This window comes from Pseudomonas sp. FBCC-B545 (assembly GCF_059134095.1).
The window spans coordinates 4,840,548-4,856,162 of the sequence record NZ_CP101441.1; the positions used below are offsets into that span (position 1 = coordinate 4,840,548).

Genomic DNA, 15,615 nt, shown 5'->3' on the forward strand with positions numbered 1-15,615 from the left:
GCTCCCGATAGCGGTGGGTCAGCAACAAAGAGATCAACTGACAGGCCGCTATCGGGAGCAAGCCCCCTCCCACCTTTAGATCTGCTTTGTCCGGCACATCGCATTACAACTGAATTAAACGAGATCTTCGATGAACAACGCCCTTAACCAGTTGCAGCCCTACCCCTTCGAGAAATTGCGCGCTCTGCTCGGCAGTGTCACGCCGAACCCGGACAAACGCCCGATCGCACTGTCCATCGGCGAGCCCAAGCACACGTCGCCAGCATTCGTTGCCGAGGCATTGAGCAACAATCTCGACCAGATGGCGGTGTACCCCACCACCCTCGGTATCCCGGCACTGCGCGAAGCCATCGGCGCCTGGTGCGAACGCCGCTTCAACGTGCCCAAAGGCTGGTTGGACCCGGCGCGTAACATCCTGCCAGTCAACGGCACCCGTGAAGCCCTGTTCGCCTTTACCCAGACCGTGGTCAACCGCGGCGATGATGCGCTGGTGGTCAGCCCGAACCCGTTCTACCAAATCTACGAAGGCGCTGCGTTTCTCGCCGGCGCCAAGCCGCACTACCTGCCGTGCCTGGATGCCAATGGCTTCAACCCGGATTTCGAGGCGGTTTCGCCGGATATCTGGAAACGCTGCCAGATCCTGTTCCTGTGCTCGCCAGGCAACCCGACCGGCGCGCTGATCCCGGTGGACACCCTGAAAAAACTCATCGTCCTGGCCGACGAATACGACTTCGTGATCGCCGCCGACGAGTGCTACAGCGAGCTGTACTTCGACGAACAAACTCCGCCGCCGGGCCTGCTCAGTGCCTGCGTCGAGCTGGGGCGCCAGGACTTCAAGCGTTGCGTGGTATTCCACAGCCTGTCCAAGCGTTCCAATCTTCCGGGCCTGCGTTCCGGGTTCGTGGCCGGCGACGCCGATATCCTCAAGGCGTTCCTGCTGTACCGCACTTACCACGGCTGCGCGATGCCGGTGCAAACCCAGCTGGCCAGCATTGCCGCCTGGCAGGACGAAGCCCACGTGCAAGCCAACCGTGACCTATATCGCGAGAAGTTCGACGCGGTGCTGGCGATCCTCAAGCCGGTGCTGGACGTACAAAGCCCGGACGGCGGCTTTTATCTATGGCCGAATGTAAATGGCGACGACGCCGAGTTCTGCCGTGACCTCTTCGTGCAAGAGCACGTGACCGTGGTGCCGGGTTCCTACCTGTCGCGGGCAGTGGATGGCGTCAACCCGGGTGCTGGCCGCGTGCGCATGGCGCTGGTTGCGCCGCTGGCCGAATGCGTGGAAGCAGCCGAGCGGATTCGCGACTTTATCCAGCGTCGCCGATAAGCACCACGGGTCACTTCATGTGACCCAGGTTCGCCTCACTCATATCCAACTCCGCCAGCACTTCCCTCAAGACGTCGTCACCAATCTGGTGATGACGGCTCAAGCTGTACAACTCCAGGCGTTGCGCCCGCAGAGCCTTGAGTCGCAGCCTGCGTTCCAGCAGGTCCATCTGCTGCGCCAGTGCCTGGGCCTCAGCCGAATCGTTGAACACCTCCAGTTGATGGCGATATTCCGACATCAGCCGCGCCTTCAGTTCCGTAGCCAATGCCGCCTGGGCGGCGTCGGGGGTTTCGGCTTCAGCAGGTTCCTCAGCCTCCAGAGCATGAATCGCGGCCACGGCGGTCTTTTTCCACGCCTCGCGCACCTCGTTATGACGCTTTTCATCCGGGCTCTTTTCCACGCCGCGCAACAGCAGCGGCAGCGCAATACAGGCGGCGACCAGCGACAGCAGGATCACCCCGGCCGCAATGAAGATCAGCAGGTCGCGCTCAGGAAAATCCTGCCCCGGTGCCAACAGCAGCGGCACTGACATGACACCGGCCAAGGTCACCGCTCCGCGGACACCGCCGACGGTCAACAACCAGCAGGAACGGGCAGTCGGCACCAGTGTGAGCGCACTTTTCCCACGTAGCCTGCGGAGCAAACCCGACAGCCGCCAGATGCTCTGCACCCAGATAAAACGTAACACCACCAGCACCAGGAAGATCGCCACCACATCCAGGCAGCGGTACAACAGGGTGGGCCACAGCGTGGTTTCATGACTCACCACCGCCTTGATGATGTCCGGCAATTGCAAGCCGAGCAGCAGGAAGATCAGGCCGTTGAAGGCGAATTCCAGCAACGACCAGACACTGCGATTGAGCAATCGCGTACTGGTCTGGCGTGGCAACAGGTCGAGCCAGCTCTGCATCATGCCCGCCGCCACCGCCGACAAAATGCCCGACGCGCCCAGGCGCTCGGCCAACACATAGGCAGCAAAGGGCAGCAACAGCATGAACACCACATGGGTCGCGGGGTCATCCCAGCCCCGCGCAATCATCCAGGCACGCAGGCGGCCGACCAGCCAGCTCAACGCCACGCCGACCGCAAGGCCGCCCACGGCGACCAGGACAAAGGTCAGGCTGGCATCCGCCAGGGAAAATACCCCGGTTAACGCCGCCGCCAGGGCGAACTTGAAGGTCACCAGGCCCGACGCGTCATTCATCAACGCCTCGCCCTGAAGCATGTGCATCAGCGGCTTGGGTAAACGGTTCTGGGAAATGGCCGACACCGCCACGGCATCCGTCGGTGATAAAACTGCCGCCAGGGCGAAGGCCACCGGCAGCGGAATCGTCGGCAATATCCAGTGGATGAAGTAGCCGGCGCCGACCACGGTGAACAACACCAACCCTACCGCCAGCGTCAGGATCGGCCCGCGCAGACGCCACAATTCGCGCTTGGGCATGCGCCAGCCATCCGAAAACAGCAGCGGCGGCAGGAACAGAAACAGGAACAGCTCCGGGTCCAGGGCCACATGCAGCCCCAGCGTAGGCCAGGCCAACAAGGCCCCGGCGGCAATCTGCACCAGCGGCAGGGGCAGAGGAATGACACGCCCGACAAGGCGCGAAACGCTGACCAGCATCAGCAGGATAAGAACGGTATAGGCGGTTTGCATAACGCGGGTTTCCCGGGCAATCGACTTGCAACGACACACGTGAGGCAACAACTGGCCGTTGAAGTGCCATATTACCCGGCTATGTTACCTGCTCATGCTACGCGCAGGCTTTTGCACAAAAGTCGCAGAGTGGTGACGAGCGGCGCCGAAACTTGCTGGTCGTGGCATAATCCGTGACCTTTCATTTTCGTACGTCCAAAGGGGGGCAATTCCTTGACCGCTTCAAGCAAAACCTTGCACCTTTTCGGCATCAAAGCCTGCGATACCATGAAAAAGGCGCGCATCTGGCTCGATGAGCACGCGGTGAGCTATGAGTTCCATGACTACAAAACGGTCGGTATCGACCGCGAACACTTGACCCAATGGTGCAACGAGCACGGTTGGCAGGTGGTTTTGAACCGTGCGGGTACCACCTTTCGCAAACTCGAAGACGAACGCAAAGCCGATCTCGATCAGTCGAAAGCCATTGAATTGATGCTCGCACAACCCTCGATGATCAAGCGCCCGGTGCTCGATCTCGGCGACAGAACCCTGATTGGCTTCAAGCCAGATAGTTATTCGGCGGCCCTCAAGTAGGCCAGCCTTCCATTTTTGTAGAGGTAACAGCATGTCCAATTCCCTGTTCAGCCTGGGCTTCGGCGTCGGCACTCAGAACCGCCAAGGTGCTTGGCTGGAAGTGTTTTACGCACAACCGTTGCTCAACCCGTCGGCCGAGATCGTTGCCGCCATTGCGCCGATCCTGGGTTACACCGAGGGCAACCAGGCGATCACGTTCACCATCAGCCAAGCGCTGCAACTGGCGGATGCACTTAAGAACGTCGACGCCACCCAAGCCGCGCTGCTAAACCGCCTGGCTGAAAGCCACACCCCACTGGTTGCCACACTGCTGGCCGAAGACGCCGCGCTGACCTCCACGCCTGAGGCCTACCTCAAGCTGCACCTGCTGTCCCATCGCCTGGTCAAGCCCCACGGCCTGAACCTGGCCGGCGTGTTCCCGCAGTTGCCGAACGTGGCCTGGACCAGCCAGGGCGCCATCGACATCAACGAACTGGCCGAACGCCAACTCGAAGCGCGCCTGCGTGGCGAGCTGCTGGAAGTGTTCTCGGTGGACAAGTTCCCGAAAATGACCGACTACGTGGTACCGGCTGGCGTGCGTATCGCTGACGCAGCACGTATCCGCCTGGGCGCCTACGTGGGCGAAGGCACCACGGTGATGCACGAAGGCTTCGTCAACTTCAATGCCGGCACCGAAGGCCCAGGCATGATCGAAGGCCGTGTATCGGCAGGTGTATTCGTCGGCAAAGGCTCGGACCTGGGCGGCGGCTGCTCCACCATGGGCACCCTGTCAGGCGGCGGCAATATCGTGATCAAGGTCGGCGAAGGCTGCCTGATCGGCGCCAACGCCGGTACCGGCATCCCGTTGGGCGATCGCAACACCTTGGAGTCGGGCCTGTACATCACCGCCGGCACCAAGGTTGCCCTGCTGGACGAGCAGAACCAATTGGTCAAGGTGGTCAAGGCGCGCGAACTGGCTGGTCAACCAGACCTGCTGTTCCGCCGCAACTCCGTGACCGGTGCCGTGGAATGCAAAACCCACAAATCGGCCATCGAACTGAACGAAGCGCTGCACGCTCACAACTAAGCAGCCACTCGATGCCACTAGCGGGCCGCACCTCCGGGGCGGCCCGCTTATACGAGTCTTGATCACCATGCTTGTGCCCTCCCCCTGGCGCGCCGATTTCCCGGCCATCGCCACCCTGCAACGGCAGGACCAGACCTACCTGGACAACGCCGCCACCACGCAAAAGCCCCAAGTCCTGCTGGATGCACTCAGCCATTACTACGCCAATGGCGCCGCCAATGTGCACCGTGCCCAACATTTGCCGGGCGCCCATGCGACCCAGGCCTTTGAAGACAGTCGCAGCAAGGTCGCGCAGTGGTTGAACGCAGGTGACAGCGGGCAGATCGTGTTCACCCACGGCGCGACCTCTGCGCTGAACCTCCTGGCCTACGGCCTGGAGCACTTATTCAATGCGGGCGATGAGATTGTCATCAGCGCCCTGGAACACCACGCCAACCTGTTGCCCTGGCAGCAACTGGCCAGGCGTCGCGCGCTCACACTGGTGGTAATGCCCCTGGGTGATGACGGGGTGATCGATCTTGCGGCCGCCGCCGACTTGATCGGCCCGCGCACGCGCCTGCTCGCCGTAAGTCAGTTATCCAACGTGCTCGGCGCCTGGCAGCCGTTGGAAGCCTTACTAGCGATGGCCAAAGCAAACGGCGCCTTGACCGTGGTGGATGGCGCCCAAGGCATCGTCCATGGCCGCCATGATGTGCAGGCCCTGGGCTGCGACTTCTATGTATTCTCCAGCCATAAACTCTACGGCCCCGACGGCGTAGGTGTGCTATTTGGCCGCAATGAAGCCCTGCATCACCTGCGTCATTGGCAATTCGGCGGCGAGATGGTGCAACAGGCGGATTACCAGAGCGCCAGTTTCCGTCCCGCGCCCTTGGGCTTCGAGGCCGGCACGCCGCCGATTGCCAGCGTGATCGGCCTGGGGGCGACCCTCGATTACCTGAGCTCCCTGGATCAGCCCGCCGTGATCGCCCATGAAGCGGCGTTGCACGACTACCTGTTGCGTGGGCTCAAGGCACGCAATGGCGTACGCATACTCGGATCGCCGCACGTGGCGCTGGTCAGCTTTGTGGTGGACGGCGTGCACAATGCCGACCTCGCCCATCTCCTGACCGAGCAAGGTATTGCCGTACGCGCCGGTCATCATTGCGCGATGCCGTTGCTCAAGGCGATGCAGTTGTCCGGGGCCATTCGCGTCTCCCTCGCGCTGTACAACGATTCCGATGACCTGGAGCGCTTGTTTGAAGCGCTGGACCAGGCGCTGGACATGTTGCGATGAGCCTGCCAATTGACGCAGCAGCAGCGCTGGACGCGTTCCAGGCCGTCGGTAGCTGGGAGCAACGGGCCCGGTTGCTGATGCAATGGGGCGAGCGGCTGCCCGTGTTGGCGGAGGATCAAAAGATCGACGCCAACCTGGTGCAAGGCTGCGAAAGCCTGGTGTGGCTGGTGGGGCGTTTGCAGGACGGCCATTGGCAGTTTGCTGCCAGCAGCGAGGCACGGATGATCCGTGGGTTGGTAGCGTTGCTGCTGGCGCGGGTCAATGGGTTGTCGGCGGCGCAGTTGCAGGCGGTTGATTTGCCTGGTTGGTTCGATCAACTGGGGCTTTCTCGCCAGCTTTCACCGTCGCGCAGCAACGGCCTGAATGCAGTCCTGCAGCGCATGCGTGAATTAAGCCGTACACACAACTAAATGTGGGGAGGGGGCTTGCTGCCGATAGCGGTGCATCAGGTACGTATATCAATCTGACACACCGTAATCGGGAGCAAGCCCCCTCCCACATTTGGATCTATGTTCGACAGTGGGATCTAGGTGGGCTTGACCCGCTCCGAGGGTCTACGCACACCAGCCACAATCTTATCTACCGCCTTGGTCGCCGCCACCATGCCGAACGTGGCGGTTACCATCATCACCGCGCCAAATCCCCCTGCGCAGTCAAGCTTGACCCCATCGCCAACAAAACTCTTCTGCAAACAGATGCTGCCATCCGGCTTGGGATAGCGCAGCTGCTCGGTGGAAAACACGCAGGGCACGCTGTAATGACGGGTCACTGTGCGTGAGAAACCGTAGTCCCGCCGCAGCGTGGAGCGCACTTTCGAGGCCAGGGGGTCATTAAAGGTACGGTTCAGGTCGCACACCTGGATCAACGTCGGGTCAATCTGCCCGCCGGCGCCGCCGGTGGTGATGATCTGGATCTTGCGGCGCTTGCACCAGGCGATCAGCGCCGCCTTGGCGTTAACGGCGTCGATGCAGTCGATCACGCAATCGATGTTCGGGGTGATGTACTCGGCCATGGTGTCGCGAGTGACGAAATCCGCCACGGCATGCACGGTGCAATCCGGGTTGATGCCCCGCAGGCGCTCGGCCATAACCTCGACCTTGGGCTTGCCCACGGTGCTGTCCAGGGCATGCAACTGCCGGTTGCTATTGCTGACGCAGACATCGTCCAGATCAAACAGTGAAATCTCGCCCACCCCGCAACGGGCAATCGCTTCCGCCGCCCAGGAGCCTACGCCGCCGACGCCGACAATCGCCACATGGGCCGCTTTCAAGCGTTCCAGGCCCTCAATGCCGTACAAGCGGGCGACGCCTGCAAACCGCGGATCTTCTGTACTCATGATCATTACCCCAAAAACCGGCGCGCATTATGGACTACAGAGCGACAAGTTCGAAGCTTCCAGCTACAAGTAAAGAACTTAGGTGGACTTTCGCAGACTAACGTCCGGCTTTTCCTTGTCTGCTATACGCTCAGGGAGGGGCCGGTGTAGGATGCGCGCCGTTCGGCGTAGGCCGACACCTCTTTTCGTTCCACACCTTTTGGAACCCGAAATCGCCATGTCATCGCGTAAATTTGGACTCAACCTGGTGGTAGTGCTGGCAATTGCCGCGCTTTTCACCGGCTTCTGGGCGCTGATCAACCGCCCGGTCACTACCCCCAACTGGCCTGAACAGATCTCCGGGTTTTCCTACTCGCCGTTCCAGCAGGGCCAGTACCCGCAGAAGAACCAGTTCCCCACTGACGAACAGATGCGTCAAGACCTGGCGATCATGAGCAAGCTGACGGACAACATCCGTACCTACTCGGTCGACGGTACCCTGGGTGACATCCCCAAGCTGGCCGAAGAGTTCGGTCTGCGCGTGACCTTGGGGATCTGGATCAGCCCGGATCTTGAACGCAACGAGCGTGAAATCCAGCGCGCCATCGAAATCGCCAACACCTCGCGCAGTGTTGTGCGCGTGGTGGTCGGCAACGAAGCGTTGTTCCGTGAAGAAATCACCCCAGAAGACCTGATCGTACTGCTCGACCGCGTACGCGCCGCGGTAAAAGTGCCGGTGACCACCTCCGAGCAATGGCACATCTGGGAAAAGAACCCGCAACTGGCCAAGCACGTTGACCTGATTGCCGCGCACATCCTGCCATTCTGGGAATACATCCCGATGGACAAGGCCGGCCAATACGTGATTGACCGCGCCAAAGACCTGAAGAAAGCCTTCCCGAAAAAACCGCTGCTGCTGTCGGAAGTTGGCTGGCCGAGCAACGGCCGTATGCGCGGTGGCAATGAATCGTCCCCGGCCGACCAGGCGATTTACCTGCGCACGCTGGTGAACAAGCTCAATCGCCAGGGTTACAACTACTTTGTAATCGAAGCCTTTGACCAGCCTTGGAAGGTCAGCGACGAAGGTTCGGCGGGCGCCTACTGGGGCGTGTTCAACGCCGCACGCCAGCAGAAATTCAATTTTGAAGGCCCGGTGGTGGCGATCCCGCAATGGCGCGTGCTGGCCATCGGCTCGGTGGTGCTTGCACTGCTGTCCCTGACCCTGTTGATGATCGACGGTTCGGCCCTGCGCCAGCGTGGTCGTACCTTCCTGACCTTTATCGCGTTCCTGTGTGGGTCGGTGCTGGTCTGGATCGGCTACGACTACAGCCAGCAATACAGCACCTGGTTCAGCGTCACCGTGGGCATTCTCCTCGCTCTGGGCGCCCTCGGTGTGTTTATCGTGTTGCTGACCGAAGCCCACGAACTGGCAGAAGCAGTCTGGACCCACAAGCGTCGGCGTGAATTCCTGCCGGTGATCGGGGATTCGCACTACCGCCCGAAAGTGTCGATCCATGTGCCGTGCTACAACGAGCCGCCGGAGATGGTCAAACAGACCCTCGACGCCCTGGCCGCCCTTGATTACCCGGACTACGAAGTCCTGATCATCGACAACAACACCAAGGACCCCGCGGTGTGGGAACCGGTGCGTGACTACTGCCAAACCCTGGGCCCGCGCTTCAAGTTCTTCCACGTCGCCCCTCTGGCTGGTTTCAAGGGTGGCGCGCTGAACTACCTGATCCCGCACACCGCCAAGGATGCCGAAGTGATCGCAGTGATCGACTCGGACTACTGCGTGTCGCCCAACTGGCTCAAGCACATGGTGCCGCACTTCGCCGACCCGAAAATCGCTGTGGTGCAGTCGCCCCAGGATTACCGCGACCAGAACGAAAGCACCTTCAAGAAGCTCTGCTACGCCGAATACAAGGGTTTCTTCCATATCGGCATGGTCACCCGCAACGACCGCGACGCGATCATCCAGCACGGCACCATGACCATGACCCGGCGCTCAGTGCTTGAAGAACTGGGCTGGGCCGACTGGTGCATCTGTGAAGACGCCGAACTGGGCCTGCGCGTGTTCGAGAAAGGCCTGTCAGCGGCTTATTACCACGACAGCTACGGCAAGGGCCTGATGCCGGATACCTTTATCGACTTCAAGAAACAGCGTTTCCGCTGGGCCTATGGTGCGATCCAGATCATCAAGCGTCATACCGCCAGCCTTTTGCGCGGCAAGGACACCGAGCTGACCCGTGGCCAGCGCTACCACTTCCTCGCCGGCTGGCTGCCGTGGGTGGCCGATGGCATGAACATCTTCTTTACCGTCGGCGCGCTGTTGTGGTCGGCGGCAATGATCATCGTGCCGACGCGGGTCGACCCGCCGTTGCTGATTTTCGCCATCCCGCCCTTGGCGTTGTTTGTGTTCAAGGTCGGCAAGATCATCTTCCTCTACCGTCGTGCGGTAGGTGTGAACTTGAAAGATGCGTTCTGCGCGGCGCTGGCTGGGTTGGCGCTGTCCCACACCATCGCCAAGGCGGTGCTGTATGGCTTCTTCACCACCAGTATTCCGTTCTTTCGTACGCCGAAAAACGCGGATAACCACGGCTTCTGGGTGGCGATCTCCGAAGCCCGCGAAGAAATGTTCATCATGCTGCTGCTGTGGGGCGCCGCGCTGGGGATCTACCTGGTGCAGGGCCTACCCAGCAATGACATACGCTTCTGGGTGGTGATGCTGCTGGTGCAATCGCTGCCGTACGTGGCGGCGTTGATCATGGCGTTCCTGTCGTCGCTGCCCAAGCCGGCACCGAAGGCAGAGTCTGTGACTGCGGTGTAAAAACTTGCGCATTGCACTAAACGGCGGCCTCTGGCCGCCGTTTTGCTATAAGATAACGGCCCTTTTGTGTGCCCGCCCCGCTCTTCCAAATACGCTTTCCGGAGTTTCCCCATGACGGCCCATGCCGACCTTTCGCCGACCCTTCAACTTGCCATCGACCTGATCCGTCGCCCATCGGTCACGCCGGTCGATGCCGATTGCCAGAAGCTGATGATGCAGCGCCTGGGCGACGCCGGTTTTGCACTTGAACCGATGCGCATCTTCGACGTGGACAACTTCTGGGCCACCCACGGCAAGCATGAGGGCCCGGTGTTGTGCTTCGCCGGTCACACCGACGTAGTACCGACCGGCCCGGTGCAGGCCTGGCAGAACGACCCGTTCGATGCGTTGATCGATGAAAATGGCATGCTCTGCGGGCGTGGCGCGGCGGACATGAAAGGCAGCCTGGCGGCGATGCTGGTGGCGGCGGAACGCTTCGTCACCGACTACCCGGACCACAAGGGTTCGGTGGCCTTCCTGATCACCAGCGATGAAGAAGGTCCCGCGCACCACGGCACCAAGGCTGTGATCGAACGCCTGGCGGCACGCAAGGAGCGCCTGGACTGGTGCATCGTCGGCGAACCGTCGAGCACCACCCTGGTGGGCGACGTAGTCAAGAATGGCCGTCGCGGCTCCCTCGGCGCCACCCTGACCGTACGCGGTGTACAGGGCCACGTGGCCTACCCGCACCTGGCGAAGAACCCGATCCACCTCGCCGCGCCGGCCCTGGCGGAACTCGCTGCCGAGCACTGGGATGACGGCAACACCTTCTTCCCGCCGACCAGCTTCCAGATTTCCAATCTCAACTCCGGCACCGGCGCCACCAACGTGATCCCCGGTGACCTGACGGCGGTGTTCAACTTCCGCTTCTCCACCGAGTCCACCGTCGAGGGCCTGCAACAACGGGTCGCGGCGATCCTGGACAAACATGGCCTGGACTGGCACGTGGACTGGGCGCTGTCGGGCCTGCCGTTCCTCACCGAGCCGGGGGCTCTGTTGGATGCGGTATCCGCCAGCATCAAGGCGATCACCGGGCGTGAGACCAAGGCGTCCACCAGCGGCGGTACCTCCGATGGGCGCTTTATTGCCACCCTGGGTACCCAAGTGGTCGAACTGGGCCCGGTCAACGCGACGATCCACCAGGTCAACGAGCGCATTCTCGCCAGCGACCTGGATGTACTGACCGAAATCTATTACCAGACCCTGATCAAGTTGCTCGCCTGATGCTTGCCTGCCCCATTTGCAGCGCACCGCTCAACGCGGTGGACAATGGCGTGGTCTGCCCGGCCGGGCACCGTTTCGATCGCGCGCGCCAGGGTTACCTGAACCTGTTGCCGGTGCAGCACAAGAACAGCCGCGACCCGGGCGACAACCTGGCCATGGTCGAGGCACGCCGTGACTTCCTCAACGCCGGGCACTACGCCCCGGTGGCCAAGCGCCTGGCCGAGCTGGCCGCCGAGCGCGCACCGCAGCGCTGGGTCGACATCGGCTGTGGCGAGGGTTACTACACCGCGCAAATCGCCGAGGCCCTGCCCAACGCCGATGGCTATGCCCTGGATATCTCCAAGGAAGCGGTCAAGCGTGCGTGCAAACGCAACCCAGACCTGACTTGGTTGATCGCCAGCATGGCCCGTGTGCCATTGGCCGATGCCAGCTGCCAGTTCCTCGCCAGTGTGTTCAGCCCTTTGGACTGGCAGGAAGCCAAGCGCCTGCTCAGCCCCGGTGGCGGCTTGATGAAGGTCGGCCCCACCAGCGGCCACTTGATGGAACTGCGCGAGCGCCTGTACGACGAAGTGCGCGAGTACACCGACGACAAACACCTGGCCCTGGTGCCGGACGGCATGAGCCTTGCGCACAGTGAAACCCTGGAGTTCAGCCTGAGCCTGGCCGCCCCCAAGGACCGCGCCAACCTGCTGGCGATGACGCCCCACGGCTGGCGTGCCAGTGCCGAGCGTCGCAGCGAGGTGATCGAGGCGGTTGAGCCACTGCTGGTCACTGTGTCGATGCGCTACGATTATTTCGTGCTTCAATAACCGCCTTTCAAGCATCCGCGAATGGATTTTCGAATCCCGCAACGAGGAACATCCATGCGCCAACCCGATATTGAGATTTACCTGAAAGACGCCGACGTCGATCACAAGGCCATCGCCGCCTGGCTCGGCGCCGCCCTGGGCCCGTGCACCGAGTGGGTCCAGAAAGGCCAGACCTACAAGTGCAAGGCCGGCAGCGTGCCGGTCACCTGGCTGCCGAAAGCCGTCGGCAAGTGGAACAGCCTGTACCTGGAAAGCGACCAGACCCCGTGGGAAGACGACATCGCCTGCGCCCGCGCTGCGTTCGCCGCGCTGAACGTCGAAGTGCGCTGTGCACCGGGGACGTGGGTTGAGGAGGAAGGTGAGGAAAGTGCCGACACCTGGATTCGCATCAGCGTAGACGGTGAAGAGCAGATCACCTGGAAGACCACCTGATCCTGATCTATAAACCCAATCAAAAGTGTGGGAGGGGGCTTGCTCCCGATAGCGGTGGGTCAGTCACTGAATACATTGACTGATACTCTGCCATCTGGAGCAAGCCCCCTCCCACATTGGTTCAGTGGTGAACTTACAAACCGACCACATCCTCGGCCTGCAAGCCCTTCTCACCCGTCACCACGGCATACTCCACCTGCTGGCCTTCGGCCAACGAACGGTGGCCTTCACCGCGAATGGCGCGGTAGTGCACAAACACATCCTTGCCATCTTCCCGTTGAATAAAGCCGTAGCCTTTTGCATCGTTGAACCACTTCACATTGCCGGTTTCGCGCGTTGCCATCAGTTCACTCCCACTTGGTTTTTATTATTGAGTCGCTTATTTGAACTGCCGAGTATAAGACAGGCTCAAAAACCATCAACTCAAGTTTACATCGCTGCTTTTTTGCCGATTTTCGGCGAATACGGCACACTACCCGCCCGAGCGCCTGCTCGGTTTTTTTTCCACTTGAAGCAGTTCGCCTATGACCCGCTCCCCGTTCCGCCGTCTGGTGTTTGGCACCTTGCGCCGACTGTTGTACCTCTGGGTTCGCTCGGAGACGATCAACCAGTCGTCCCTAACCCTTAACCTGGACCGCAGCCGGCCGGTTTTCTACGTCCTGCAATCACCCTCCCTCACCGAGTTGGCCGTGGTCGATGCCGAGTGCACCAAGGCCGGCCTGCCGCGCCCGGTGCTGCCGGTCTCGGTGGGGCCGTTGCTGGAGCCCGCGGCGTTTTTCTACCTCACGCCGGATCCGGACTGGCTCGGTCGCCAGGACAAGCGCGGTACGCCGCCTGCCCTGACGCGCCTGGTCAACACCCTTACCGAACACGCCGAAGAGAATGCACAAATCATTCCGGTCAGCGTGTTCTGGGGACAATCCCCGGAAAGCGAGTCCAGCCCGTGGAAATTGCTATTTGCCGACAGCTGGGCCGTCACCGGGCGCCTGCGTCGGTTGTTGAGCATCCTGATCCTCGGGCGCAAGACCCGGGTGCAATTCTCCGCGCCTATCAACCTGCGCGAATTGATCGAGCACAATAAAGGGCATGAACGTACCGTGCGCATGGCCCAGCGCATCCTGCGTGTGCACTTTCGTAACCTGAAGACTGCGGTGATCGGCCCAGACTTGTCCCACCGACGTAACCTGGTGAAGGGCCTGGTCAATATGCCGCTGGTCCGCCAGGCCATCCTGGATGAGGCTGAACGGGAGAAGATCAGCCCGGAAAAAGCCAAGGCCCAGGCCCTGCGCTATGGCAACGAGATTGCCTCGGACTACACCTATACCGCGATCCGCTTCCTGGAAGTGGTACTGAGCTGGTTCTGGAACAAGATCTACGACGGCATCAAGGTCAACAACATCGAAGGCGTGCAGAAGGTCGCCCAAGGCTACGAGGTGATCTATGTACCTTGCCACCGCAGCCATATCGACTACCTGCTGCTGTCTTACCTGCTGTTCAAGAATGGCCTGACCCCACCGCACATCGCCGCCGGGATCAACCTCAACATGCCGGTGATCGGCAGCCTGCTGCGCCGTGGCGGGGCGTTTTTCATGCGCCGCACCTTCAAGGGCAACCCGCTGTACACCTCGGTATTCAATGAATACCTGCATACCCTGTTCACCAAGGGTTTCCCGGTGGAGTATTTCGTCGAAGGCGGCCGTTCGCGCACCGGGCGCATGCTGCAACCGAAAACCGGGATGCTGGCGATTACCCTGCGCAGCTTCCTGCGCTCCTCGCGCATGCCAATCGTGTTCGTGCCGGTGTATATCGGCTATGAACGTGTGCTCGAAGGCCGCACCTACCTGGGCGAACTGCGCGGCGCGAGCAAGAAGAAAGAATCGATCTTCGATATTTTCAAAGTGGTCGGCGCTCTCAAGCAGCGCTTTGGCCAAGTCGCCGTCAACTTCGGCGAACCGATCAAGCTGGCCGAATTCCTCGACGCCGAACAACCGGATTGGCGCGCCCAGGAACTGGGCCCGAACTACAAGCCGGCCTGGCTCAACGAAACCACCAACCGCCTCGGCGAACAGGTGGCGCGGCACTTGAACGAAGCTGCAGCGATCAACCCGGTGAACCTGGTGGCCCTGGCACTGCTGTCGACCACCCGCCTGGCCCTGGATGAGCAAGCCATGGCGCGCCAGTTGGACCTGTACCTGGCGCTGTTGCGCCGCGTGCCCTACTCGCCCCATACCACCCTGCCGGAAGGCAATGGCCTGGCGCTGATCAAGCACGTCAAGGACATGAAGCTGCTGTCGGAACAGAGCGACGCCCTGGGCAAGATCGTCTACCTGGACGAACAGAACGCCGTCCTGATGACCTACTACCGCAACAACGTGCTGCACATTTTTGCCCTGCCGGCGTTGCTTGCGAGCTTCTTCCAAAGCAGCTCGCGGATGAGCCGCGAACAGATCCTGCGCTACACCCGCGCGCTCTACCCGTACCTGCAATCGGAGCTGTTCATCCGCTGGTCGCTGGAGGAGTTGGACACAGTGGTCGACCAATGGCTGGACGCGTTCGTCGAACAAGGCCTGCTGCGCTTCGAAAACAACGTGTACCTGCGCCCGGCCCCGAGTTCGCGGCAGTTTGTGCTGCTGACGCTACTGTCCAAGAGCATCGCCCAGACCCTGCAGCGCTTCTATATGGCGATCTCGCTGCTGCTCAACAGTGGCCAGAACAGCATCAGCGCCGAAGAGTTGGAAGACCTGTGCACGATCATGGCCCAGCGCCTGTCGATCCTGCACGGCCTCAACGCCCCGGAATTCTTCGACAAGAGTCTTTTCCGACATTTCATCCAGACGTTGCTGGAGCAAGACGTGCTGCGCCGCGATGAAGCGGGCAAACTGGGCTATCACGACCTGCTTGGCGAACTGGCCGAAGGCGCGGCCAAACGCGTGCTGCCGGCCGATATCCGCTTGTCGATCCGCCAGGTCGCCTTGCACCGCGTGGATGGCGCCGCCGAGGCATCGCCCGAAGCGGATGCGGTGCCCCCTAAAGAAAGCCGCTAGATTGACTGAGGCGCCGGGCGGAT

General features: G+C 61.3%; 13 protein-coding genes. 10 read left to right on the forward strand and 3 right to left on the reverse strand.

Features of this window, described 5'->3' with window-relative positions:
* The first annotated feature begins 130 nt into the window (after positions 1–130).
* Positions 131–1,330 (forward strand): succinyldiaminopimelate transaminase, encoded by a 1,200-nt coding sequence (dapC, locus tag NMB39_RS22435; protein ID WP_057021912.1) that lies wholly within the window; start codon positions 131–133, stop codon positions 1,328–1,330.
* 10 nt (positions 1,331–1,340) lie between these two features.
* On the opposite strand, the gene NMB39_RS22440 is transcribed toward dapC, so the two are convergent.
* On the reverse strand, positions 1,341–2,984 hold the full coding sequence (locus tag NMB39_RS22440; protein ID WP_057021911.1) for a Na+/H+ antiporter: 1,644 nt from the start codon (positions 2,982–2,984) through the stop codon (positions 1,341–1,343).
* Between the two features lie 267 nt (positions 2,985–3,251).
* On the opposite strand from NMB39_RS22440, the gene NMB39_RS22445 reads away from it, so the two are divergent.
* The 4 genes from NMB39_RS22445 to NMB39_RS22460 all read left to right on the forward strand — a co-directional run bounded on the left by NMB39_RS22445 (position 3,252) and on the right by NMB39_RS22460 (position 6,309).
* Positions 3,252–3,560: an arsenate reductase gene (locus NMB39_RS22445; protein ID WP_494340568.1), complete on the forward strand. Its 309-nt coding sequence runs from the start codon at positions 3,252–3,254 to the stop codon at positions 3,558–3,560.
* 31 nt (positions 3,561–3,591) lie between these two features.
* Complete coding sequence (gene dapD, locus NMB39_RS22450) at positions 3,592–4,626, forward strand: 2,3,4,5-tetrahydropyridine-2,6-dicarboxylate N-succinyltransferase (protein ID WP_046071281.1); 1,035 nt, start codon at positions 3,592–3,594, stop codon at positions 4,624–4,626.
* A 67-nt stretch (positions 4,627–4,693) separates the two neighbouring features.
* On the forward strand, positions 4,694–5,899 hold the full coding sequence (locus tag NMB39_RS22455) for an aminotransferase class V-fold PLP-dependent enzyme (RefSeq protein ID WP_464005757.1): 1,206 nt from the start codon (positions 4,694–4,696) through the stop codon (positions 5,897–5,899).
* Entirely contained in the window at positions 5,896–6,309 is a 414-nt protein-coding gene (locus NMB39_RS22460) for a SufE family protein (protein WP_306957271.1), read from the forward strand. Before NMB39_RS22455 ends, NMB39_RS22460 begins: the two co-directional genes overlap by 4 nt.
* 116 nt (positions 6,310–6,425) lie before the next feature.
* Here the strand turns inward: NMB39_RS22460 and tcdA are convergent, their stop codons facing one another.
* Complete coding sequence (gene tcdA / locus NMB39_RS22465) at positions 6,426–7,235, reverse strand: tRNA cyclic N6-threonylcarbamoyladenosine(37) synthase TcdA (RefSeq protein WP_053254726.1); 810 nt, start codon at positions 7,233–7,235, stop codon at positions 6,426–6,428.
* A gap of 217 nt (positions 7,236–7,452) precedes the next feature.
* Here tcdA and NMB39_RS22470 point away from each other — a divergent pair, with 217 nt between their 5' ends.
* The 4 genes from NMB39_RS22470 (at position 7,453) to NMB39_RS22485 (ending at position 12,548) form a co-directional block, all read left to right on the forward strand.
* Positions 7,453–10,044 (forward strand): glycosyltransferase, encoded by a 2,592-nt coding sequence (locus tag NMB39_RS22470; RefSeq protein WP_494340047.1) that lies wholly within the window; start codon positions 7,453–7,455, stop codon positions 10,042–10,044.
* Between the two features lie 111 nt (positions 10,045–10,155).
* Positions 10,156–11,307 carry a succinyl-diaminopimelate desuccinylase gene (dapE, locus tag NMB39_RS22475; protein ID WP_046071276.1) on the forward strand — a complete coding sequence of 384 codons (1,152 nt, stop codon included), beginning with the start codon at positions 10,156–10,158 and terminating at the stop codon, positions 11,305–11,307.
* Positions 11,307–12,116 (forward strand): putative RNA methyltransferase, encoded by an 810-nt coding sequence (locus tag NMB39_RS22480; protein WP_367236027.1) that lies wholly within the window; start codon positions 11,307–11,309, stop codon positions 12,114–12,116. The genes dapE and NMB39_RS22480 overlap by 1 nt, the downstream gene beginning before the upstream one ends.
* A 54-nt stretch (positions 12,117–12,170) precedes the next feature.
* Positions 12,171–12,548: a hypothetical protein gene (locus NMB39_RS22485; protein WP_367236026.1), complete on the forward strand. Its 378-nt coding sequence runs from the start codon at positions 12,171–12,173 to the stop codon at positions 12,546–12,548.
* Positions 12,549–12,681: 133 nt separating this feature from the next.
* Here NMB39_RS22485 and NMB39_RS22490 read toward each other — a convergent pair whose 3' ends face one another.
* Positions 12,682–12,891 carry a cold-shock protein gene (locus tag NMB39_RS22490; RefSeq protein WP_003219353.1) on the reverse strand — a complete coding sequence of 70 codons (210 nt, stop codon included), beginning with the start codon at positions 12,889–12,891 and terminating at the stop codon, positions 12,682–12,684.
* Between the two features lie 181 nt (positions 12,892–13,072).
* Between NMB39_RS22490 and plsB the strand changes: the two genes are divergently transcribed.
* Positions 13,073–15,592: a glycerol-3-phosphate 1-O-acyltransferase PlsB gene (gene plsB / locus NMB39_RS22495; protein ID WP_057021901.1), complete on the forward strand. Its 2,520-nt coding sequence runs from the start codon at positions 13,073–13,075 to the stop codon at positions 15,590–15,592.
* The last annotated feature ends 23 nt before the right edge of the window (positions 15,593–15,615 follow it).